Annotated in this window: 22 protein-coding genes; 13 read left to right on the forward strand and 9 right to left on the reverse strand. The window is 69.8% G+C overall.

Annotated features, from left to right (window positions below):
* Positions 1-27 precede the first annotated feature (27 nt).
* Positions 28-1,701: a helix-turn-helix domain-containing protein gene (locus tag QMG73_RS25620; protein ID WP_281899776.1), complete on the forward strand. Its 1,674-nt coding sequence runs from the start codon at positions 28-30 to the stop codon at positions 1,699-1,701.
* 54 nt (positions 1,702-1,755) lie between these two features.
* Complete coding sequence (locus QMG73_RS25625; RefSeq protein WP_281899777.1) at positions 1,756-2,598, forward strand: alpha/beta fold hydrolase; 843 nt, start codon at positions 1,756-1,758, stop codon at positions 2,596-2,598.
* On the opposite strand, the gene QMG73_RS25630 is transcribed toward QMG73_RS25625, so the two are convergent.
* Positions 2,564-3,364 carry an ABC transporter ATP-binding protein gene (locus QMG73_RS25630; RefSeq protein WP_309299526.1) on the reverse strand — a complete coding sequence of 267 codons (801 nt, stop codon included), beginning with the start codon at positions 3,362-3,364 and terminating at the stop codon, positions 2,564-2,566. The genes QMG73_RS25625 and QMG73_RS25630 overlap by 35 nt on opposite strands.
* Complete coding sequence (locus QMG73_RS25635; RefSeq protein WP_281899779.1) at positions 3,327-4,223, reverse strand: ABC transporter permease; 897 nt, start codon at positions 4,221-4,223, stop codon at positions 3,327-3,329. The genes QMG73_RS25630 and QMG73_RS25635 overlap by 38 nt, the downstream gene beginning before the upstream one ends.
* 135 nt (positions 4,224-4,358) lie before the next feature.
* Between QMG73_RS25635 and QMG73_RS25640 the strand changes: the two genes are divergently transcribed.
* On the forward strand, positions 4,359-5,006 hold the full coding sequence (locus QMG73_RS25640) for a TetR/AcrR family transcriptional regulator (protein ID WP_281899780.1): 648 nt from the start codon (positions 4,359-4,361) through the stop codon (positions 5,004-5,006).
* On the opposite strand, the gene QMG73_RS25645 is transcribed toward QMG73_RS25640, so the two are convergent.
* Positions 4,961-5,431 (reverse strand): GNAT family N-acetyltransferase, encoded by a 471-nt coding sequence (locus tag QMG73_RS25645; protein WP_281899781.1) that lies wholly within the window; start codon positions 5,429-5,431, stop codon positions 4,961-4,963. The genes QMG73_RS25640 and QMG73_RS25645 overlap by 46 nt on opposite strands.
* A 47-nt stretch (positions 5,432-5,478) precedes the next feature.
* Between QMG73_RS25645 and QMG73_RS25650 the strand changes: the two genes are divergently transcribed.
* Positions 5,479-6,477, forward strand: coding sequence for a LacI family DNA-binding transcriptional regulator (locus tag QMG73_RS25650; RefSeq protein WP_281899782.1), 999 nt, complete (start codon positions 5,479-5,481; stop codon positions 6,475-6,477).
* Here the strand turns inward: QMG73_RS25650 and QMG73_RS25655 are convergent.
* Positions 6,452-7,999: an alpha-N-arabinofuranosidase gene (locus tag QMG73_RS25655; protein ID WP_281899783.1), complete on the reverse strand. Its 1,548-nt coding sequence runs from the start codon at positions 7,997-7,999 to the stop codon at positions 6,452-6,454. The two genes, QMG73_RS25650 and QMG73_RS25655, sit on opposite strands and share 26 nt — an antisense overlap.
* Before the next feature lie 73 nt (positions 8,000-8,072).
* Between QMG73_RS25655 and QMG73_RS25660 the strand changes: the two genes are divergently transcribed.
* Both QMG73_RS25660 and QMG73_RS25665 read left to right on the forward strand, forming a co-directional pair.
* Positions 8,073-9,101: a Gfo/Idh/MocA family protein gene (locus QMG73_RS25660; RefSeq protein ID WP_281899784.1), complete on the forward strand. Its 1,029-nt coding sequence runs from the start codon at positions 8,073-8,075 to the stop codon at positions 9,099-9,101.
* Between the two features lie 55 nt (positions 9,102-9,156).
* Complete coding sequence (locus tag QMG73_RS25665; RefSeq protein ID WP_281899787.1) at positions 9,157-9,825, forward strand: aggregation-promoting factor C-terminal-like domain-containing protein; 669 nt, start codon at positions 9,157-9,159, stop codon at positions 9,823-9,825.
* Here the strand turns inward: QMG73_RS25665 and QMG73_RS25670 are convergent.
* A complete protein-coding gene (locus QMG73_RS25670; protein WP_281899789.1) occupies positions 9,819-11,417 on the reverse strand; it encodes an Ig-like domain-containing protein in 1,599 nt (532 codons plus the stop codon). The two genes, QMG73_RS25665 and QMG73_RS25670, sit on opposite strands and share 7 nt — an antisense overlap.
* 88 nt (positions 11,418-11,505) lie before the next feature.
* Here QMG73_RS25670 and QMG73_RS25675 point away from each other — a divergent pair, with 88 nt between their 5' ends.
* From QMG73_RS25675 to QMG73_RS25685, 3 genes are all read left to right on the forward strand, one after another.
* A complete protein-coding gene (locus QMG73_RS25675) occupies positions 11,506-12,729 on the forward strand; it encodes an MFS transporter (RefSeq protein WP_281899791.1) in 1,224 nt (407 codons plus the stop codon).
* A gap of 336 nt (positions 12,730-13,065) precedes the next feature.
* Positions 13,066-13,422, forward strand: coding sequence for a VOC family protein (locus QMG73_RS25680; RefSeq protein WP_281899793.1), 357 nt, complete (start codon positions 13,066-13,068; stop codon positions 13,420-13,422).
* Positions 13,423-13,486: 64 nt separating this feature from the next.
* Positions 13,487-15,007: an LmeA family phospholipid-binding protein gene (locus QMG73_RS25685; RefSeq protein WP_281899795.1), complete on the forward strand. Its 1,521-nt coding sequence runs from the start codon at positions 13,487-13,489 to the stop codon at positions 15,005-15,007.
* Between the two features lie 4 nt (positions 15,008-15,011).
* Here QMG73_RS25685 and QMG73_RS25690 read toward each other — a convergent pair whose 3' ends face one another.
* Both QMG73_RS25690 and QMG73_RS25695 read right to left on the reverse strand, forming a co-directional pair.
* Positions 15,012-15,824, reverse strand: a complete 813-nt coding sequence (locus QMG73_RS25690; RefSeq protein WP_281899809.1) for an MBL fold metallo-hydrolase — start codon at positions 15,822-15,824, stop codon at positions 15,012-15,014.
* Positions 15,825-15,906: 82 nt separating this feature from the next.
* On the reverse strand, positions 15,907-16,509 hold the full coding sequence (locus tag QMG73_RS25695; RefSeq protein ID WP_281899797.1) for a TetR/AcrR family transcriptional regulator: 603 nt from the start codon (positions 16,507-16,509) through the stop codon (positions 15,907-15,909).
* A 77-nt stretch (positions 16,510-16,586) separates the two neighbouring features.
* On the opposite strand from QMG73_RS25695, the gene QMG73_RS25700 reads away from it, so the two are divergent.
* From QMG73_RS25700 to QMG73_RS25710, 3 genes are read left to right on the forward strand one after another with little or no spacing between them, the layout of a single operon-like run.
* Positions 16,587-17,534 carry an ATP-binding cassette domain-containing protein gene (locus QMG73_RS25700; protein WP_281899799.1) on the forward strand — a complete coding sequence of 316 codons (948 nt, stop codon included), beginning with the start codon at positions 16,587-16,589 and terminating at the stop codon, positions 17,532-17,534.
* A complete protein-coding gene (locus QMG73_RS25705; protein WP_281899800.1) occupies positions 17,531-18,307 on the forward strand; it encodes an ABC transporter permease in 777 nt (258 codons plus the stop codon). Before QMG73_RS25700 ends, QMG73_RS25705 begins: the two co-directional genes overlap by 4 nt.
* Positions 18,304-18,930 (forward strand): hypothetical protein, encoded by a 627-nt coding sequence (locus QMG73_RS25710; RefSeq protein ID WP_281899802.1) that lies wholly within the window; start codon positions 18,304-18,306, stop codon positions 18,928-18,930. Before QMG73_RS25705 ends, QMG73_RS25710 begins: the two co-directional genes overlap by 4 nt.
* Before the next feature lie 46 nt (positions 18,931-18,976).
* On the opposite strand, the gene QMG73_RS25715 is transcribed toward QMG73_RS25710, so the two are convergent.
* Together QMG73_RS25715 and QMG73_RS25720 are read right to left on the reverse strand one after the other, a co-directional pair.
* On the reverse strand, positions 18,977-19,528 hold the full coding sequence (locus QMG73_RS25715) for a TetR/AcrR family transcriptional regulator (protein ID WP_281899805.1): 552 nt from the start codon (positions 19,526-19,528) through the stop codon (positions 18,977-18,979).
* Entirely contained in the window at positions 19,525-19,848 is a 324-nt protein-coding gene (locus QMG73_RS25720; RefSeq protein WP_281899806.1) for a DMT family transporter, read from the reverse strand. Before QMG73_RS25720 ends, QMG73_RS25715 begins: the two co-directional genes overlap by 4 nt.
* Positions 19,849-20,058: 210 nt before the next feature.
* Here QMG73_RS25720 and QMG73_RS25725 point away from each other — a divergent pair, with 210 nt between their 5' ends.
* Complete coding sequence (locus tag QMG73_RS25725) at positions 20,059-20,568, forward strand: MarR family winged helix-turn-helix transcriptional regulator (RefSeq protein WP_281899808.1); 510 nt, start codon at positions 20,059-20,061, stop codon at positions 20,566-20,568.
* Positions 20,569-20,682 lie beyond the last annotated feature (114 nt).

Raw genomic sequence — 20,682 nt, forward strand, 5'->3', positions numbered from 1 at the left:
TCTGTTGATCGTCGACGGAGGAAGCGCGTGGACGAGCACACGGACGGCCTGACCCAGGCGCGGGAGGCATACGCGGCGCGCGAATGGCTCACTGCCGCGACGCGCTTCGACGCCGTCCCGATCGATCGGCTCGCCGCGCACGACCTGGCCGGTTATGCCGATGCTGTGTGGTGGCTCGGCCGCATCGACGACAGCCTGCGGCTCAGCGCCGCGGCATGCGACGCCTTCCTGGCCGGCTCCCGACCGGTGGAAGCCGCCGCGTCCGCCCTGACGCTGGGCGTATTGCACCTGGCGCGGGGCGACGAGACGCAAGGCGTGGGGTGGATCGGCCGCGCCGGACACCTGCTGGAGGGCGTACCGGAGTGCCCGGTGCACGGGCTGTTGCTCCACCTGACCGGGGTGGAGCCGAGCCTGCGGGCCGGGCAGCCGGCGGCCGCGTTGGACGCGGCACGCCGGGTGCGCGACGTGGGCCGCCGGCTCGGCCAGCCCGACCTGGTGGCCATCGGCCTCAACGGCGAGGGGCGCGCGCTCATCAGGTCGGGCCAGGTGATCGACGGGCTGAGGCTGCTCGACGAGGCGATGATCGCCGTACTGGACGGCGAGCTCGCCTCGTTCGTGTCCGGCGTCCTCTACTGCCACACCATCGCGGCCTGTCACGAGGTCGCGGAGGTGCGCCGGATGGCCCGGTGGACCGACCTTGCCGAGCGGTGGCTGGCCACATTTCCCGCGGCGGTGGCGTTCGGGGGGCTGTGCGCGGTGCACCGGGCTCAGCTCCACGTCATCCACGGCAGGTGGGACGAGGCCGAACGCACAGCGCTGCGGGTCCTGCCCGATCTCGACGCCAACCGTATCGACTACGCCGCCGAGGCCTGGTACGTCGTCGCCGAAGCACGCCGGCTGCGCGGCGACCCGAGCGCCGCGGGCGCCTACGACGAGGCGCACGCCCGCGGGCGTGACCCGCAGCCGGGGCGGGCACTGCTGCAGTTGTTGGGTGGCGACGCCGCGGGAGCCGCGACGTCGGTACGCACCGCCCTGACCGCCGCGGGCAGCGATGACCTGCGCAGAGCGACGTTGTGCGCCGCCGCGGTCGAGATCGCGGTCGCCGCGGGACGGCCGGACGACGCGTCGGCAGCCGCCGACGAGCTTGCGGCCACGGCGGCGACCTATGCCACCTCCGGGCTGGAGGCGATGGCGGCCGGTGCGCGCGGCGCGATGCTACTGGCCGGGGCCCGCGCCGAGGAGGCCCTTCCGGTACTGCGCGACGCCTGCCGGCGCTGGTACGAGCTCGGCGCGCCACACGACGCCGCCCTCACCTGCATCCGGCTGGCTGAGGCGTACCGGGCACTCGGCGACGAGGCGTCCGCCGCCGCGGAGGAGACCCGGGCAGAAGAGGCGTACGAGCGGCTGGGCGTTCGCCGGCCGGGTCGGGAAGCCCCAGACGGACTGAGCGGGCGCGAGTGCGAGGTCCTCACGCTCGTCGCCGAAGGACGCTCCAACCGCGAGATCGGCGAGCGATTGTTCATCAGCGACCGCACGGTCGGCCGGCACCTGACGAACATCTACAACAAACTCGGTGTCACCTCCCGCACCCAGGCCGCCCGCTACGCCATCGAGCACGGGATCGACTACGCGGAACCGCGTAGTCGGAGCCGACGCGGGTCGGCTGGTTCCACCGATGCCACACACCCGGCGCGCTCCTAGCGTCCTGGGAAGAGGCACCGACCAGTGGCGCCGAAAAGGTCAGGAGCAGCCACCATGAACGAGAAGCGGATCCACCGAGCCGTCTCCGCCGACGGCACCGAGATCGCCGGACGGGTCGCGGGGCAAGGGCCGGCGCTGGTACTGGTCCACGGGGCGATCGGGCACGGCGACCTCGCCTGGGAGGCACTGCTGCCACACCTCACCGACCGGTTCACCTGCTACCTGCCGAGCATCCGCGGTCGCGGCCTGTCGGGCGACCACCCCGACCACACGCCGCCCCGCCTTGTCGAGGACGTCACCGCCTTCGTCGACAGCATCGGCGAGCCGGTATGCCTTGTGGGCTGGTCGGGCAGCGGGCCGTGGTGCCTGGGCGCGGCCGCTCGAAGCGACTCCGTGACCGCCGTCGCCGCCTATGAGCCGATCGTCCCCGGTACCGGCCAGGCCGACATGCCACGGCTCGGCGCGGCACTGCAGAACGTGGGCCTGGCCGCCGCCGACGGCCGGTTCGTCGACGCGGTACGCGCCTTCGCCGCCGGCATCTGCACCGACGACGAGGTCGCCGCACTGGAGCCGACGAGCTTCTTCGACCGTTGGGCCGGCGCCGTACCGGCTCTGCTCAACGACCTCGGGCAGGACAACGCCTACGAGGGCCCGCGCTCCATCGACCCCGAGGCGCTCGAGCAGGTCAGCGTGCCGGTGCTGGTGCTGTGCGGCGAGCAGACCCTGCTCAGCTCCCTATGGAGGGAATCGGCAGAGCACATCGCCCGGCACGTGCCCGACGCGCACATCCGCGAGCTGCCGGGCGCCGGTCACTTCGCGCCAGTACTCGAACCCAAGCTCCTCTCCAAGGAGCTGAGCTGGCTTACTTTCGTTTGGCGAAGTCTTCGTACTGCTTGACGACCTCGTCGGTGGGGCCGTCGGCGCGGATGACGCCGGACTCCAGCCAGATCGAGCGCTCGCAGGTGTCGACGATCGAGGCCATCGTGTGGCTGACGAGGAAGACCGTGCCGGCGTCGGAGCGCAGATCGCGTACGCGCGCCTCGCTGCGGCGGCGGAACTGGGCGTCGCCGGTGGCGAGCGCCTCGTCGATGAGCAGCACGTCGTGGCGCTTCGCGGCGGCGATGGAGAACCGGAGCCGGGCGGCCATGCCGGACGAGTATGTGCGCATCGGCAATGAGCTGAAGTCGCCCCGGTCGTTGATGCCGGAGAACTCGATGATTTTCGGCGTCTGGTCGCGTACCTGTGCCTTGCTCATGCCCATGGCCAGGCAGCCGAGCTCCACGTTGCGCTCGCCGGACAGGTCGTTCATCAGTGCGGCGTTCACGCCGAGCAGCGACGGCTGGCCCATCGCGTAGAGGGCGCCGCGGTCGACGGGCAGCAGCCCTGCGACCGCCCGCAGGAGCGTCGACTTGCCGGAGCCGTTGGTGCCGATGAGCCCGATCGCCTCACCCCGGTACGCCGTGAAGCTCACGCCCTTGATCGCGTGCACCTCGCGGATCGTCGGCGGGCGGCTGCGGGTGACCAGGCGCCGCAGTCCCGCTACCGGTGATCCGGTGCCCGGGGTGCCCGCGCCATGCACTCGATAGACCACGTGGACGTTGTCCGCGACGATCGTCGGGATCCGCTCAGCCACGGCCGTACTCCTGTTCACCCAGCCAGAAATACACGAACCCGCCGATGCCGGCGACGAGCGCCCAACCGGCGGCCAGCGCCCACAGCACCGGCACGGACGAGGCCAGCGGCGCCCCTTCGAGCAGCGCGTGCCGCATCAGCTCGATGTAGACCAGCAACGGGTTGGATTCCAGCACCCGCGTGGCCCACTCCGGGAGGTGGCGCTCGAAGAGGGCGACGCTGTAGAGCACGCCGGAGGCGTACATCCAGGTGCGCATGATGAAGGGGATGAGCTGCTTCAGGTCGGCCAGCTTCGCGCCCAGCCGGGCCACGATCATCGCGACGCCCGCGTTGAACACCGACTGCAGCAACAGGGCCGGCACGACGATCAGCCACTGGATGGTGACCGGCTCGCCGGTGACCAGGACGATCCCGACGAGGACGACGAGTGAGGCCACCATGTTGCTGAACTGGGTGAGCGTCACCGCGATCGGCAGGCAGGCCCGGGGAAATTGAAGCGCCCGGATGAGGCCCAGATTGCCCGAGATGGCCTGCACGCCGCCCTGGATGGCGGTCTGGCTGAAGACGAAGACGAACAGCCCGGTGCACAGGTAGGCGATGAAGTTGGGCACATCGGCCTTGGTGTTGAGCACCACGCCGAAGATCAGGTAGTAGACGGCTGCGTTCGTCAGCGGCGTGAGCACCTGCCAGAGCCGCCCGAGCCGCGTCGTGCTGAACGAGGAGACGATCCGCGCGTTGGCGTACGCGGATATGAAGTGCCGGTAAGACCAGAGTCGCCTGGTGTACGCCGCGAGGCCCGGCCGCGCGCCAGCAACGGTGAGGCCGTGCTTGGCAGCCAGCTCCGCCTGGGACAGGTGCGAGTCTGGATCGACTACCACCGTATCGGTCATTTCCGATCCTTGTCATCAGCGCATCGCTCAACCCGTGACTGGCGAGCGATGGAACGCTACCGTATCGACGCCAACTCAGGATAGTCAGAGCCCACGTCGATACGCAACCGTAGCGTCGTGGGCTATATTGCCCTGGTGGCGGCCGTGAGGAAGAGACCTGCAGCCGGCGCGGCCGTGCTCCGGGAAGATGTCACGACCGCCATCCGCCAGGCCGTCACGCAGGAGCTCGCCGCGGTCGGCTACGGCCGTCTCTCGATCGAGGGGGTCGCCCGCCGGGCGGGTGTTGGCAAGACCGCCGTCTATCGCCGGTGGAGTTCGAAGCTGGAGATGGTTTTGGAGATCGTCTCCGAGGTCGCCAGCCAGAGCCTGCCGCTGCTCGACACCGGCAGCCTGCGCGGCGACATCGAGATGGTGCTGCACGTCGTGTCCCGCGCGCTCCGGCACCGGCTGGCCTCGCAGATCATCCCTGACCTGCTCGCCGAGGCGGCCCGCAACCCGAAGATCGGGCACACCCTCCAGGAGGCGCTGCGGGCCAACCAGCGCCAGGCGTCGGAGCTGCTCATCGGGCGAGCCGTCGCGCGTGGCGAGCTGCCCGCTGGCACCGATCCGGACACGGCGGTCGATCTGATCATCGGCCCGATCTATTGGCGGCTGGCCGTCGCGCGCACGCCGCTGCCGCAGGGATATGTGAGCGAGCTCGCCACGTCGGTCGCGGCGGCGCTCGGCGCCCCGATTTCTCAGAGTTCCTTCCCGAACGAGCGGACGTCCGGTTCATCCCGGTAGAAGCCGAAGTCGGGGATCCGCTGGTACCCCGCCGACAGGTACAGGTTGATCGCCTCAGGCTGGCGTCCGCCGGTCTCCAGCACGATCCGGCGCCGGCCGTGCTCGCGGGCCGATCGCTCCACCGCGGCCAGGACCGCCCGCGCGAGGCCGCGCCCGCGGGCGGCCGGCAGCGTGTACATCCGCTTGATCTCCGCGACCGTGCCGTCTTCGCCGTGGCTGCGCCACGCGCCGGAGGACACCGGCTGCTGGTTCAGGTACGTCACGAGGAACGCCCCGTGCGGCGGTTCGAAGTCGGTCGCGTCGACCGGGGTGGCGTCGCCCTCGTCGTCCTCGTACCGCTCGGCCAGGTCGGCCAGGGCGGCCTTGATCAGTACCTGCGCGTCCGGGTCGAGGTATCCGACCCGCCTGATCTCGATCTTCTCCACCGGACCATCTTGCCTTGGCCGGCGGCATTTACCGATAAACTCGCGGCATGGTGACGATGGGTGACGTCGCTCGACTGGCCGGCGTCTCGAAGATGACGGTCTCGAACGTCGTCAACAATCGCACCGGAGTGAGCGAGCCCGTCCGCCGCCGCGTCCTGGAGGTGATCGCGGAGTCGGGCTACCACCTCAACCTCTCCGCGCGGACGCTCAAGTCCGGGCGTACCGGTGTCATCGGTCTCGCCGTGCCCGAGGTCGACCGCCCCTACTTCGGCATGCTCGCCGCGCGCGTGATCGAACACGCGGCCCGGCGCGGGTTCCATGTCGCGATCGAGCAGACCGGTGCCGTGATCGCCGGCGAGGTCGAGGCGATCGCCCAGTCGCACAACCTTCAGCTCGACGGCCTGATCCTCAGCGCGGTCGTGCTCGACCCGCGCCAGCACCAGGTGACCGATGGAAGCATCCCGATCGTGATGCTGGGCGAGCGAGACTTCGGGGCGGCCTTCGACCACGTCGCCATGCCCAACGAGGAGGGCACCAGGGCCGCCACCGAGCACCTGATCAACCGTGGCTGCCGCCGCATCGCGTTCGTCACCGGCGACGACCTCGAAGGCGTCAACGTGGTGGCCAGCCGCAGGCGCGGCTACGCCGCCGCGCTCGCCGAGCGTGGCCTCAAAGCCGATCCCGCGCTGCTGGTGACCTCTCCCGTGATGACGCTCGAGTCGGGTCGCACGGCGGTGCACCGGCTCGTGGGAGCCGGTGCCGAGTTCGACGGCGTGGTCGCGGTGACCGACACGGTCGCGCAAGGTGTACTGCGCGGCCTCGCCGATCACGGTTTGGCTTGCCCCCGACAGGTACGTCTCGTCGGGTTCGACGACATTCCCGAGTCGAAGTACCTGGTGCCGTCGCTGACCACGGTCGCACCCGACCACGGGTGGATGGCCGAGATGGCGGTCCGCCTGGTCGTCGAGCGCATGGCGGATCCGGCCCGCCCGACGGCCGAGTACGTCGCGCCGTTCGACATCATCGCCCGCGAGTCGACCCGCTGACGGTGCCGGTGACGGTGACGAAGGAGTGAGCCGGAAGGTGTACCCGGAGGGTGTCGCCTTCGATGGAGAAACCGTTGTGGGCGCGCGGGGCGACCGACTCGGGAGACTCCGGCGTGTTGTGGTCCTGGAGCGCCCCAGCGGTCAGGATGCGCGACTCGACCTCGCTGAGGGCACCGCCGCGCAGCTCGATCTCGACATCGGCAGCGGCATCAGCGTCCAGGTTGGACAGTGAGAGGAGTACCCGGCCGTCCTTGCGGCTGGCCGAAACCGAGACGGTCTCCAGGGTCGCGTCGCCGACCTCGCGGGTCGGCAGGCCACCGCGTACGTCGACGCGCAGGGACGCGGCGTCCTGGTGGCCCTTGTTCATCTGGAAGACGTGGTAGGTGGGCGTGAGTACCAGCGCCTTCGAGTCCGGGTCGGTCAGGATCATCGCCTGGAGCACGTTGAGCGTCTGCGCGATGTTCGCCATGACCAGGCGGTCGGCGTGGCGGTGGAAGATGTCGAAGTGGACACTCGCGACGAGCGCGTCCCGCAAAGTGTTCTGCTGGTACAGGAAACCAGGGTTGGTGCCCGGCTCGACGTCCCACCAGGTGCCCCACTCGTCGAGGACGAGGCCGACGGTCTTGTGCGGGTCGTAGCAGTCCATGACGTTGGAGTGCCCGGTGAGCAGCTCGTCGGTGCGGGCGGCCTTGACCATTGTCGCGTAGTACTCGTCGGTGTCGAACACCGTGGCCGATCCCTTGTTCGCCCAGGTGCCCGCGATCGTGTAGTAGTGCACCGAGAGGGCGTGGTAGAAGCTGCTGTTGACGCGCTGGCAGCCGAGGTGCCCGAGCTGCTTCATGAGCTGCTCGGTCCAGTCGTAGTTGAAGTCCGAGGCGCCCGCTGCGATCTTGTACAGCTTGTTGTCGCCGTAGTCGCGGCAGTAGGTGCCGTACCGGCGGGCCTCCTGCGCGTAGTGCTCGGCGGTCATGTTGCCGCCGCATCCCCACGTCTCGTTGCCCAGTCCCCAGAACCTGACCTTCCACGGTTCCTGGCGGCCGTTCGCCTTGCGCAGGCGGGCCATCGGGGAGTCGCCGTCGCGGGTGAGGTACTCGACCCACTCGCTCATCTCCCGCACGGTGCCGGAGCCGACGTTGCCGCTGATGTACGGCTCGGTGCCCAGCAACTCGCACAGCGCCATGAACTCGTGCGTGCCGAAGTGGTTGTTCTCCTCGACGCCGCCCCAGTGGGTGTTCACCATGACGGGGCGCTCGTCCTTGGGACCGATGCCGTCCATCCAGTGGTACTCGTCGGCGAAGCAGCCACCGGGCCACCGCAGGTTCGGGATGTCGAGGGCCCGCAGGGCCTCGACCACGTCGAGCCGGATGCCGCCCTCGTTCGGGATGTCGGAGTCCTCCCCAACGTAGAACCCGCCGTAGATGCACCGCCCGAGGTGCTCGGCGAAGTGGCCGTAGACGTGGCGGCTGATCCGCGGGCCTTCGATGTCGACGTTGACGACCGCGGCGATGACGTTGTCAGTCATGAGGTTCCTTCGAGCGCTTTACCGGTCACTTTACCGATACACTATAGGCCAGAACCGGGTAGGGTGACAGGCCATGATCGAGGTGCGGTTCGGGCTGGTCGGGTACGGGTTCGGCGGTCGCTACTTCCACGCTCCGCTGCTCGCGTCGGCGCCCGGCGTCGACTTCGTCGGCGTGGTGACCCGCTCCCCGCAGCGCCGCGCCGAGCTGGCGGGCGACCAGCCGGGAGTGCGGGCGTTCGACAGCCTCGCCGAGCTGGCGGCGGCGGGAGCGCGGGCGGTCGCGATCTCCACCCCGGTGGACACCCGGGTCGCCCTGGTGCACGAGGCGATCGCTCTGGGCCTCGCGGTGGTGGTCGACAAACCGTTCGCCCTCGACGCAGCGACGGCACGCGGGTTCGTCGAGGCCGCGCGGAGCGCCGGGGTGCCGCTCAGCGTGTACCAGAACCGGCGCTGGGACTCAGATCTCCTCACGGTCCGGCGGCTCATCGAGGCCGGGGAACTCGGTGCGGTGACCCGCTTCGAGTCGCGGTTCGAGCGGTACTCACCGGAACCGGGCCCGCCGGCGTCCGGCGGCGGCACCCTGCGCGACTTCGGCGCACACCTGGTCGACCAGGCGCTGCTGCTGTTCGGCCCGGCGACCCGGGTGTACGCCGAGATGCGCGGCCGCTCTGACCTGGACGACGACGTCTTCGTGGCGCTGCACCACGCCAGCGGCGTCGAGTCGCACCTGTGGGGGAGTTGGGTGCAGTCGGCGCCCGGCCCGCGGTTCCGGGTCACGGGCACGACCGGCACGTACGTGGTGAACCCCGTCGACGGGATGGACGGTCAGGAGGCCGCCCTGATCGCCGGCCGTACGCCGGCATCCGAAGGCGACAACTGGGGCGCCGAGCCGGAAGCGTCCTGGGGAGTACTCCACCGTGCTGGCGGCCACGAACCGGTGCCGACCGAGCGCGGTCGTTGGGACACGTACTACCCGGCGTTCGCCGCCGCCGTCCGCGGTGACGGGCCGGTACCGGTCGACCCGCGCGACGTGGTGCGCAACGTCGAGGTGCTCGACGCGGCCCGGGAAAGCGCGACGACCGGCCGGGCGGTCAGCATCTGAGTCGGGTCTGTGACAGGATCTCTCGCGGCGCGTCCTCCCAACGAAGGGAACACTCGTGAGTCGACCGTGGACTCGGTTCGGTATCCGGGCCTTGGCTCTCGCGTTGCTCCTGGTAGGAGTGGGCGGCGGCTATTACGTGGGCCAGTACCGCGACGATCAGCGGCAGGGGATCGACGCCCAGTTGGCCGCCGACGCGACTCAAGAGGAGATCGGGTTCCTCAAGGAGCGGCAGCGCGAGTACACGATCGCGACGGCGCAGCAACGCGAAGCCCAGCGGCTCGCCGCCGAGAAGGCGCAGGCCGCGGCGAAGGCCGAGGCCGAGCGGGTCAGCAAGGCCGAAGACGAGGCGAGCCGCAGGAAGCGCGAGAAGGAGGCGGCGGCGAAGCCCTACGACGGCCCGATCCCCACCTCCTGCAAGGAGTACAGCGGCAACCGCCAGATCGGCTGCGCGATGATGATCGACGCGGGCTTCCCGATCTCGGAGTTCCCGTGCCTGGAGAAGCTGTGGACGAAGGAGAGCGGCTGGAACCACAAGGCGCGCAACTCCTCGTCCGGCGCGTACGGCATCGCGCAGGCGTATCCGGGCAGCAAGATGGCGTCCGCCGGCAGCGACTGGCAGACCAACCCCGCCACGCAGATCAAGTGGGGTCTCGGATACGTCAAGGGCCGGTACAAGACGCCGTGCGGCGCGTGGACCTACTTCCAGAACAACGGTTCCTACTGATCATCCGCGGCACGTACCTGGCCGATGCCGTGGCGGCTGAGCCAACCCGCCGCCGCCGGCGTGCTGACGCTGGTGGCGACCACGGGCACCTGCGCGGCGAGCGGTAGCAGCGTCGACCGCCAGCAGGCCGGCGTGCCACAGGCGGATGTGCTGTCCACATGCCACGCGGCGGCCAGGCTGCGGCCCGCGAAATCGGTCGGGCGGTGGGCGAGCCAGCCGCTCAGGTCGTTGGAGCCGTCCAGCCCGCCGACGAGGATGAGGTTGAACGCCCCGTACCGGCGGATCTGCTCGATGAGCGACTGCACGCCCGGGTAGAGGGTTTCGAGCCCGGCGCAGTCGGCGTCCGTATGCCACCAGCAGCTCCAGACGAGCGACGGGTCGGCGGTGCCCACGGCCGGATAGCCGGCGTCGACCAGGTCGAAGACCACGGCGTTGTCGTCGCGGAACGCCCGGGCGGCGTCGAGCCAGAAGCTCTCGATACTGGTGGCGGCGGTGGCGCGCGGTGCCACGATCGGCGTGATGCCGTGCCGGATCAGCCGGCGGGCGTACGCGGCGACTTCGGTGAGGTAGGCATTGCGGTCGGTGAGCGAGGAGAGGCTGCCATTGCGCCAGCAGGCATCGCTGAGCGACATCCGGACGGTGTTGATGCTGCGAGCCCGCAGCGCGCGCACGGAGGCGTCATCGACCGGCCCGTCCCAGATACTGGTGCTCGGCGGGCACCCGGCCTCCACTGTGGAGCGAGTGATGCCACGTGCCCGGAACGGGCGAGGGTCGCGCTCGACCGTGACGATTTGGTTGCCGGACACGCGCAGCGGCCGCGCGTCGGTGGACGCGGCGGGCGGGAGGACGCGAATGCCGACGACCTCCCTGACCGTTGCGGCGCCGACGCTGTCGAACACCGTCGCGGTGACGCGGGTGCCGCCGTTTTCCGGCACACCACGCCAGTCGAAGGCCCACGGCGGCGTCGTGTCCACATTGAGCAGTACGCCCCGGGTCTTGAACTCGACCCGCGTGATGTGTCGCCCTGGCGCGACCGTCGCTTCGACCCTGATCGGGATCGTCGCCGGTGCGGCGAAGAATTCGTCGTTCTGCGGGGAGATCAACTTTACCGTTGGCGGTGTCGGGTCAGGGTTTCCCGGCCGGGGCGAGGAAGGCGTCGGGCTCGCTGGGGGCTCGTTGCACGCCTGGTCGTTGAACCGGAAGTTGATTGGCGGTTCAAGATATCCACTGTGGAATCCGCCCCAGCGCACGGTGATAGAGGCGCCGGTCGGCAGGGTGTCTCCCGGCGGCGGGATGAGGATCGGGTCGTTCGGCGTATGGGTGCCGCCACCGAGCGAGTAACCGGGCGGCACCGGTTCGAAGCCCGGCAGGACGTAGCCGCCGACGGTCCGCCATCGCAGCCGCCAGTCAGTGGCCGGAGGTCCGAGGTTGGTCAGCGTGATCTCGGCGGTGAAGCCGCTCGACCACTCGCGGATCAGCTTGTACTCCACCGTGCAGGGCAGCGCCGCGTAGGCCGGCTGCAGCACCATGGTCAGCGCTCCTGCCGCGACGATCGCCACAGACGCGGCCAGCGCGATGATTCGACGTCGCATCCCAGCCTCCCCGTTCAACCATCGGCGATACATCAGAGTCTGTCAATGCGAATTGCGCTTGCAAACCGTACGTCCGTACTGTTGAGTGGTGAGGGTGCGTTTGCTTCCACCGCCCGGGGCGGCTCGTGTCCTCGCTCTGTCAACCCTGGTCAACACCGTTGGCCGGGGCGTCTGGCTGACCGCCAGCGCGCTGTTCCTGACCCGGTCGGTGGGGCTCTCGGTGACGCAGGTCGGCCTCGGGCTCACCGTGACCGCCCTGGTCAGCCTGGTGGTGAGCACGCCAGCGGGCTACCTGGCGGATCGGTACGGCCCGCGCGGCATCCAGTTCGTCGCGCTGCTCTTCTGCGGTGGCTTGACGGCCGCGTTGGCCCTGGTCGGGTCGTTTGCGTCGTTCCTCGTGGTCAGCATCGCCATGGCACTGGCCGAGGCGGCCTTCCGTGGCGCCCGAGGCGCGGTGATCGCTGGAGCCGTCCCCGCTGACCAGCGCGTCCGCACGCGTGCCTACCTGCGGGCCACCACCAACGTCGGTATCTCGGTCGGCGCCGCGCTGGCCGGTGTCGGTATCGCCGTGGACACCCGGGCGGGCTACCTGGCGCTGATCATGGTGGATGCCGTCAGCTTCGTGGTCGCGGCCGCGATCCTCACCCGGCTGGCACCGATACCGCCGGTGGCGGCGCCCGCGCACGGGCCACGGCTGGTGGCGCTGCGAGACCGCCCGTTCCTGGTGTTCACGTTGCTCGACGGGTTGATGTCGATGCACTTCGGCCTGCTCAACATCGCGCTTCCACTGTGGATCGCCAGCCACACCACCGCGCCCCGCTGGCTCATCTCGGTACTGATGCTGGTGAACACCACGATGGTGGTTCTGTTCCAGGTGCGCGCCGCGCGCGGTACCGAGGAAGTAGCTGGCGCCGCGCGTGCCTCGCGCCGGGCCGGTGCGGCTATCGCGGTCGCGTGCCTGCTCTTCGCGGCCAGCGGCGCCGGAGCGACGCCCGTCGCGGTGGCCCTGCTGCTGGCTGGTTCCTTCACGCACGTCATCGGCGAGCTCTGGCAGTCGGCCGCGGGATGGGGGATCTCGTTCGGGCTCGCGCCCGCGCACGCGCAGGGCCAGTACCAGGGGGCGTACGGGATGGGCATGCAACTCGGCGGCATGCTGGCCCCGGTCGTGGTGACCACCCTCGCGATCGGCTGGGGCGTGCCGGGCTGGCTGGTGCTCGGCGCTCTCTTCGTCATCCTCGGCGCGTTGATGCCACCCGTGGTGCGCTGGGCCTCCCACACCCGAAAGCCCGAGCCCGAGCTGGCCAAGGTCTAGCCCTCCGCCCGCCCCAGGCCAGCTGAGCGCGGCGTGTCGCCACGCCGCCTCCGTCGATCAAGGGCGAACGCACGCGGTTGGATCTCTTTTCCGCGTGCATTCGCCCTTGATCCATGCAATTGCCCTTGATCGGCGAGCCCGCGCCGCCCGCGCCGCCCGCGCCGCCCGCGCCGTCCGGGCCGCACGGGCCGCACGGGCCGTCCGGGCCGGCTGGGCCGCCCGCGCCGACTCGGGGATCGTGAAAACGCGGAGGGTGAGGCCGCGGGAGCGACGGTATCGACCGCGACGGACATCGCGGTAGCTCAAAGCCCTTCGATCTGGGTTTAACCTGTCGGGATGCGGCTGAACCATCTGGGCCTCCCGGTGCGCGACGTCGGGCGCAGCAAGGGCTTTTACGAGAGGCATTTCGGCTTCGACCCCGCGACCGCCCAGGAGTATCCAGATCGGACGGTCATCGTCAGAAACTCCGACGGTTTCGACCTCGCTCTCCACCCCGTGGCCGAGGTCGAACCGTCGCCGCACTTCCTGCACTTCGGCTTCCGGGCCGCCACACCGGACGACGTGCGGGCGCTCCAGGCGCGCCTCGTCGAAGAGGGCGTCGTGCTCATCGAGACGGAAGACGAGCCGGAGTATGTCGGCTTCAAGGCGCTCGATCCCGACGGTCACCGCGTCGAGACCTACTGGGAACCCTGAACTGTTGCGGCCCGTGAACCGTACTGGACGGTAGGTAAGGGTCAGGCGATGGGAGGTGGGCCGCGTGGATCCAGATGCACCTTTCGCGGCGCCGGCGAGGGCGAAGCGGGCACACGCGGCCGAAGATGGCGGCTTCCTCAAGGGACGGCGCCTTCTGAAGGGGCGCCGCGCCAAGTGGCTGGCGTTCGGCCTCACGCCGGTGCTCGCGATTCCGCTCGCGGTCCTGTTCCTGCCACTGCCCTTTCTGGACGGATACATCGCCAGCGTGATCACCGAGCGGGTGTCGAGCCAGCTCGCGTGCCCCGGCAGCCTCGCGCAGCCGCCGAAGGTGGAGGTCGGCGGCGGGCGGCTCGTCCCGCAGGTATTGCGCAAGCGCATGTCGGAGGTGCGGCTGTCGGTGCCCGATATCACCATCGGCGACACCGAGCACGCCAGGTTCGAAGCCACGATGCGCGACGTGACCCAGCCGGAGGAGGGGACTACGCGTGTCGGCAGCATGGACGCGTCCATCACCGTCCCGTTCGCCAACATGCCGACCGCTGAGGGTGAGCCGCCGACCACCTACGGGCGGGCCGAAGACGGCTCGCTGACCGTCACGACGGTATCGCCGGCCGAGAACGCGAAGAACGTCACCGCCAAGCTCTACCTCAAGATGGAACTGCGTGGTGAGTCGGTTGCCGCGGTGCCGCAGAAGCTGCAACTGTTCGGGCGCGAGCTGCCCGCCGATCAGGTGAAGAATCTCGCTGGCGGCGAACGCAAGCAGGAGCTGCCCGACCTGCCGGATGGCGTGTCCTACAAGTCGATAACGCCGCGCAAGGACGGCGTACACGTCGTGCTCGACGGTGTGGCCAACGAACCGTTGAGCAACCTTCCCAAGGAGGTGGACGGCCGAGCGGTCACCTACTCGGCCAAGGGTGGGTTACTGGGAATCTCCACGGCGCTCAGCGTCGAGCCCATCGTCAACGTCCCGCTGACCATCCACACAGCACCGCGGCTCAACGGTGGCACGCTGACCCTGGTGCCGCAGACCGTCGAGATTCTCGGTGCGAACCGGCAGCCCGACGACCTGCTCGCCCGGATCGTGCTGGGGCAGATCAAGCAGGAGTCGTTGAGCCGCAAGCTTCCCGCCCTGCCGGCCGGCGTGACGTACCGGTCGGTGAAGGTCGACAGCGGTGGCATAAAGGTGGCCGTGGGCGGTACCACCATCCAGCCGTTCTCCGAACTGTCCTCAGGGGACGGTCGACCCACCACGTTCAGCGCCGAGGACGGGCTGCTCACCGCCACCACGAAGGGCGGCAACCCGGACGGCTCGCCGACGCCCATCGTCCTGTACGCCAAGCCGAGGATCACCGGTACGACGCTCGACATCGCGCCGCAGGAGATCGAGATGTTCGGCTTCCTCTTCCCCGCAGACAATGTGCTTTCTCAGGTACGGGCGCGCGAAACGTCGTATCCGTTGCAGGCGTTGCCGACGAACCTCCAGTACCAGGGTGTCGAGGTCGCTCCCGAAGGGCTGCGGATCACGTTGAGCGGTAAGGACGTGGTGCTCCAAAAGGGAGGGTTGACCGGCAACAGCAGCTGCTGACCGGTCAGCTGGCGGCGGTGACGGGTTCGAAGCTGGCGAGCATCTCCTCCAGGGCGCGCTGGTCGGGGCCGATGAACGGGTTGGCCTCGGGTGCCGCCGCGAGCATGTCGAGGAACTCGTTGTGCTGGCCGACAGCGGGCGGCAGGTGCGTGCTGAGAATCGCCGTCGGGGCCATCGAGCGCAGCGGCTTGACGGTTTCGAGGTACCTCGTTTCGTCGACGTTGTGCACCCATGGGCTGTCGAGGGTCGCCCACAGCAGTTGACCGTCGCGGACGGCTTCGGCCGGTGCCTCCTGCACGTCCGGGGCGCCAGCGAGCTCGCTCGTCGGCATGGGCGCGCCGAAGCAGTCGGAGCTGAAGCACACCCCGGACCGGTCGTCGTAGAAACCGACGGTGGCCGGGCTGTCGAACAGCGGCGGGCGGAACGCGGTGAGTTTCCGGTCGCCCACGTCCAGCGACTGGCCGGGGTTGAGCAGGTACACCCGGTCGAGCGGTAGTGGGCGCTCCGTCGACATGATGCCGGCACCGATGAACGTGGTGACGATCCGCGCCCGCGGTGCCGCGTCGAGCAGGGCGAAGATGCCCCCGGTGTGGTCGCGGTCGGGGTGGGTCAGCCAGATCCAGCGCACGTCCTTGGGGTCCATGACCGAGCCGAGCGACTCGACGAAGTCTCGGTCGGGCAGGCTGAGCCCCGTGTCGATGACGACGGGCTCGGCCGCGTGCAGGACGAACGCGTTGATGGCCAGGAAACCGATGCCGGGTATGGGCAGTTGATCGTTGAGGACGCTGACGTCGCGTCCGATCCGGTGGAAGCGCATCACGGGTTCTCCTCTCGTGGGAGCGCACCCAATTCGGTATAGATCACCAAATGTCGAGAATTGTCCTGCTGAGGTGATCCTGTCAAGAGGCCGAAAAGACGAAGGCCAGGTGGGCGTCCAGCGTCTTCAGCGCCTTCTCCGGCGTGGTCTGGGCGGTGAGGAGGTACATGCCCAGTCCTTCGGTGACCGCCAGCAGGCCGGTCGCCGCGGACTCGGAATCGACGCCGGTGCGCGCCGCCCCGGCCGCCTGCGCCGTCCGGATCTGGTCGGCGATGTAGGCGACCATCTGCGGTGCGTCCTGCCGCAGTGACGCGCCCGCCTCGGGGCGCACCGCCGCGTAGGCGAGAAACGCCAGCGCCACGAGCCCATCGGCACGGCTGGCGTCGTCGAGGGGGAGCAGTCCGGCCAGTACCGCTTGGAGAAAGTCGCGCGGAGCCGGCGTCGGTCCGAGGCGGGTGACCGCCGCGGTGATGCGGGCCTCGTTCCGCTCGCGCACCACGCCCAGGGCGAACTGCATCATCTCGTCCTTGGTGCGGAAGTAGTGCTGCACCATGCCCGACGTGACGCCCGCCTCGGTGGCGACGTGCCGCAGGCTGACGGCTTCGAGGCCGTCGCGCGCCGCGACGCGCAGGAGGGCGTCGGCGATGAGCGTGCGCCGTTCGTGATGGTCGACCACCTTCGGCATGGCCCCATGATTTCACATTGCGGTTGACATGAAACCGCGTTACATTGCAGTCGCAACGTAAAACGGCTGGAGGGGTGATGATCGAGACGTACGGGCTGGTCAAACGGTACGGCGGCGTCACCGCGCTGGCCGGCGTCGACCTCGCTATCGGCGCGGGCAAGGTGCTCGGCGTGCTCGGGCCCAACGGGGCGGGCAAGACCACCGCCGTGCGCATCCTCGCGACGCTGCTGCGACCTGACGCGGGCACGGCACTGGTCGGCGGGTACGACGTGGTGCGCGACGCGTACCGGGTGCGGCAGGTCATCGGCGTGGTCGGGCAGTACGCGTCGATCGACGAGGAGCTGACCGGCCACCACAACCTGAGCCTCGTGGGCCGGCTGCTCGGGCTGCCCCGGCCAGTCGCACGGCGGCGGGCCGACGAGTTGCTGGACGAGTTCGGGCTCGGCGACGCGGGCGGCCGGCCCGTCAAGACGTACTCGGGCGGCATGCGACGCCGGATCGACCTGGCGGCGAGCCTCGTCGGCCAGCCACGCGTGCTCTTCCTCGACGAACCCACCACCGGCCTCGACCCGGTCAAGCGCGGCGAGATGTGGGAGACGGTCCGGTCGATGGCGGCGCGGGGCACGACCGTGCTGCTCACCACCCAGTACCTGGAGGAGGCCGACCGCCTCGCGGACGAGATCGTCGTGTTCGACCGCGGCGCCGTCGTCGCCCGCGGCACGCCGGACGCGCTCAAGCGCCGCTCGGGTCGGCAGACCCTGGAGGTACAGGTCGCCGACCCGGCCCGCCTACCGGAGGCCGCCGCCCTGGTGGCCGAGGTCGCCGGCAGCGAGCCCACCCGCGACGCGACCACCGGGCGGCTGAGCGTGCCGGTTGCCGACTCCCGCGTGATGCCGGCCGTCGTACGGCGCGTCGACGAGGCCGCGATCGAGGTGACCGAACTGTCGCTGCGCCTGCCCAGCCTGGACGACGTGTTCCTGGCCCTGACCGGCCACCCGACCACGGAAGAGAGGATCGCCGCATGAGCACTGTGCCCGCGTCGGTGGCTGTGACCCAGTGCCTGGCCCTGTCCTGGCGGGGGATCGTGAAGATCCGGCGCCACCCGCTCGTGCTCGCCGACGTCGTACTCGGGCCGGCCGTCTTCCTGGTGCTGTTCGTGTACGTGTTCGGCGGCGCGATCGACGGCAGCACCGACCGGTACCTCCAGTTCGTACTGCCCGGCATCCTCGGGCTCATGACGCTGCTGGCCACCATGGGTGTGGGCGTCGCGCTCTGCCAGGACCTGCAGAGCGGCGTCTTCGACCGCATCCGCAGCCTGCCGACGCTGCGCATCGCGCCACTGGTCGGCGCCATCGGTGGAGACGCCGTGCGGCAGGTCGTTGCCATCGCCGCACTCCTCGGATTCGGTACCCTGCTGGGCTTCCGCTTCCAGACCGACGCCTTGGCGGTGCTGGCGGCGTGCGGCCTCGCGATCGCCTTCGCGCTTTCGCTGTCCTGGGTCTGGGTACTGTTGGGCCTGCTGATGAAGGACGCTCAGGCCGTACAGGGCGTTGGTGCGATGCTCATCTTCCCGCTCTCCTTCGCCAGCAACATCTTCGTACCGCCCGGCACGATGCCCGGCTGGCTGCGAGCCTTTGTGGAGGTGAACCCGATCCGCCATCTCATGGACGCGATGCGCGGGCTGATGGTGGGTGGGCCGGTGGCGACTCCGGTGCTCTGGACTCTCATGTGGATGGTGGTTTTCGTCGTGGTGTTCGCCCCGCTGGCCCTCGCCGCGTATCGCCGGAGCACCCGATGAACCTGCTGCGAAAAGCCTCCGCGTACGAGGCGGCGATGTGGAACAGCCTGTTTCGGTGGGTGCTGCGCCGGCCGCCGTCGTATCCACCGGGCACGCAGACGTTCAGCTACATGGGCGTGGTAAAACCCATCCTCATCGCCTTCATCGTGCTGTCCGCTGTGGAGGTTCCCATCTTCGACCTCATCGTCAGCCGGCTGGTGCCGTGGTCGCCGGCGCGCTGGATCGTGCTGGGGCTCGGTGTCTACGGTCTCATCTGGATGCTCGGCCTCTTCGCGATGCTGCGCCTGCGTCCGCACGAGATGGGCGAGGCGGGGATCCGGATACGCAACGGGATCGGGCTCGACGTGACGATCCCGTGGACGGACATCGCGGCCGTGCACGGGCGCTACAGGTCGCTGCCGTCCAGCAAGGGCGTCCAGATCGAGCACGACGACGACGGCCCGATCGTCAACCTGGGCACCGGTGGGCAAACCAGCATCGACATCATCCTACGTAGACCGTCCCCATTGGACCTCCCCAAGGGCCCCAGTGAGCCCACGACGAGAGTCCGCCTGTACGCCGACGACAAGGACGGTTTCGTCGCGGCGGCCCGCGCTCGCTTGTCGGCGCTCGCACCCCCGTGATCATTGCGTCATTCAAGTCGTAAGAGCGACTTGAATGACGCAATGATCACGGGGTGAGGCGGCGGATCGCTGCGGCCAGGTCCGCGCGGTTCAACTTGGTGTCCGTCGCCAAGGCTTGGAGCACGGCGCCGTCGACCAGCGCCGCCACGTCGCGGGCCGCCGTGGCACCGGTGTGCGGGATTAGCAGGTCGCGAAGGCCGTGGAGCCAGGTCTCGGCGAGCGGCCGCAGCGCGGGGTTGCGCGCCGCGGCGACATAGAGCTCGTACTCGACCCGCGCCCGCCGCCGGTCCGCGAGGTACCCCACCACCAGGCCGGCCAGCGTGGCGGCCGGGTCTGTGGCGGTGCCGAGCCGCGCCGACCAGGCGTCCAACTCCGCGCGGAGCGCCTCGGTGGCGTGCGCCAGGCCCGTGGCGACCAGGTCGTCGAGGGTTGGAAAGTAGTACGTCGTGGTGCCGAGCGGCAGGCCGGCGCGGGCGGCCACCGCGCGGTGCGTGGTGCGACCGATACCGACCTCCGCGACGACCTCGACGACCGCCGCGGCGAGCGCGGCCCGGCGCGCCTCCGGATCGCGGGGGCGCTGCGGGCGGCGGCCGGTCAATGCGCCGCACCGCCCACGTTGAGGATCACCACGCCGGCCACGATGAGACCGATCCCGGCCACCTTGATCAGCGTGATCGGCTCACCGAGGAACGCCGCGCCGATGGCGACGATCGCGGCGGTGCCGAGGCCGGACCAGATGGCGTACGCGACGCCGACCGGAACCTCCTTGACCGCCTGCGACAGGGCCAGGAACGAGACGGTGTAGCCGGTCAGGCACGCCACCGTCGGCCAGAGCCGGCTGAACCCTTCCGTCGACTTGAGCATGCTGGTGGCGAACACCTCGCAGGCGATCGCGGCGAGCAGGAAGGCGTACGACATATCTTGTACTTTAGTACAAGAGGGCTGCCGGACCTCGTGGGTCTGTGGAGAATGGCGTCTGAGGTAACTCCTGGGCCTGTATCAAGGTGGGGGCCGAGGCGAGGCGAGGCCCAGGCGGCGATCCGGTGCCGCCGGTCGTCGTCTGGGTCCGCCGTAGCCCGGTCATCCACCTTGATACAGGCCCAAGGCGCGTGTGCGAGCATTTCCGGCGTGGCAGGGGTGCAGACGACAGAGGCCGGCACGCTGACCGACAGCCTGCTGGCAGCCAGCCGCGTGTTGGTCGGCCTGGCAGCGCAGTCGCTGGCGCAGTTGGACGTCGACGTGACGCTGGTCCAGTTCCGGGCACTGGTGGTGCTGGCCGGAGGGCCGCAGCGCACCGTCGACCTGGCAAGTTTGCTGGCGGTGGCACCGTCTACGGTCACCCGCATGTGTGACCGCTTGGTCCGCAAGGACCTCGTCCGGCGGTACCGGCGGATCGAAGACCGGCGGGCGACCTGGCTCGGTCTCACGGAGACCGGCCGCGACCTGGTCGGAGACGTCATGCGGAGCCGACGCCGAGTGATCGGCCGGATGGTCCGCGCGAACCCGGTGGCCGACCCGTCGAGCGCCGCCGAAGCGCTGGACGCGCTGGTGGTCGCCGGCGGCGAACTGCCGGAGGCGCAGTGGTGGCGCCGGTGGCGCTCCTCCGCAACCCCACCCTCCGACGCCGTAACCGCCTAGCCCTCCACACCCACCTCGCGCCTCGCGCCTCGCGCCTCGCGCCTCGCGCCTCGCGCCTCGCGCCTCGCGCCTCGCGCCTCGCGCCTCGCGCCTCGCGCCTCGCGCCTCGCGCCT

Source organism: Phytohabitans aurantiacus (genome assembly GCF_027923225.1).
Lineage (GTDB): Bacteria > Actinomycetota > Actinomycetes > Mycobacteriales > Micromonosporaceae > Phytohabitans > Phytohabitans aurantiacus.

What these genes read in the sequence shown, in the direction of transcription:
- QMG73_RS25625 (WP_281899777.1), top strand. Translation starts at nt 1,756, where the DNA reads ATGAACGAGAAGCGGATCCACCGAGCCGTCTCCGCCGACGGCACCGAG.
- QMG73_RS25635 (WP_281899779.1), bottom strand. Translation starts at nt 4,223, where the DNA reads ATGACCGATACGGTGGTAGTCGATCCAGACTCGCACCTGTCCCAGGCG.
- QMG73_RS25650 (WP_281899782.1), top strand. Translation starts at nt 5,479, where the DNA reads ATGGTGACGATGGGTGACGTCGCTCGACTGGCCGGCGTCTCGAAGATG.
- QMG73_RS25655 (WP_281899783.1), bottom strand. Translation starts at nt 7,999, where the DNA reads ATGACTGACAACGTCATCGCCGCGGTCGTCAACGTCGACATCGAAGGC.
- QMG73_RS25660 (WP_281899784.1), top strand. Translation starts at nt 8,073, where the DNA reads ATGATCGAGGTGCGGTTCGGGCTGGTCGGGTACGGGTTCGGCGGTCGC.
- QMG73_RS25670 (WP_281899789.1), bottom strand. Translation starts at nt 11,417, where the DNA reads ATGCGACGTCGAATCATCGCGCTGGCCGCGTCTGTGGCGATCGTCGCG.
- QMG73_RS25680 (WP_281899793.1), top strand. Translation starts at nt 13,066, where the DNA reads ATGCGGCTGAACCATCTGGGCCTCCCGGTGCGCGACGTCGGGCGCAGC.
- QMG73_RS25690 (WP_281899809.1), bottom strand. Translation starts at nt 15,824, where the DNA reads ATGCGCTTCCACCGGATCGGACGCGACGTCAGCGTCCTCAACGATCAA.
- QMG73_RS25695 (WP_281899797.1), bottom strand. Translation starts at nt 16,509, where the DNA reads ATGCCGAAGGTGGTCGACCATCACGAACGGCGCACGCTCATCGCCGAC.
- QMG73_RS25700 (WP_281899799.1), top strand. Translation starts at nt 16,587, where the DNA reads ATGATCGAGACGTACGGGCTGGTCAAACGGTACGGCGGCGTCACCGCG.
- QMG73_RS25705 (WP_281899800.1), top strand. Translation starts at nt 17,531, where the DNA reads ATGAGCACTGTGCCCGCGTCGGTGGCTGTGACCCAGTGCCTGGCCCTG.
- QMG73_RS25710 (WP_281899802.1), top strand. Translation starts at nt 18,304, where the DNA reads ATGAACCTGCTGCGAAAAGCCTCCGCGTACGAGGCGGCGATGTGGAAC.
- QMG73_RS25720 (WP_281899806.1), bottom strand. Translation starts at nt 19,848, where the DNA reads ATGTCGTACGCCTTCCTGCTCGCCGCGATCGCCTGCGAGGTGTTCGCC.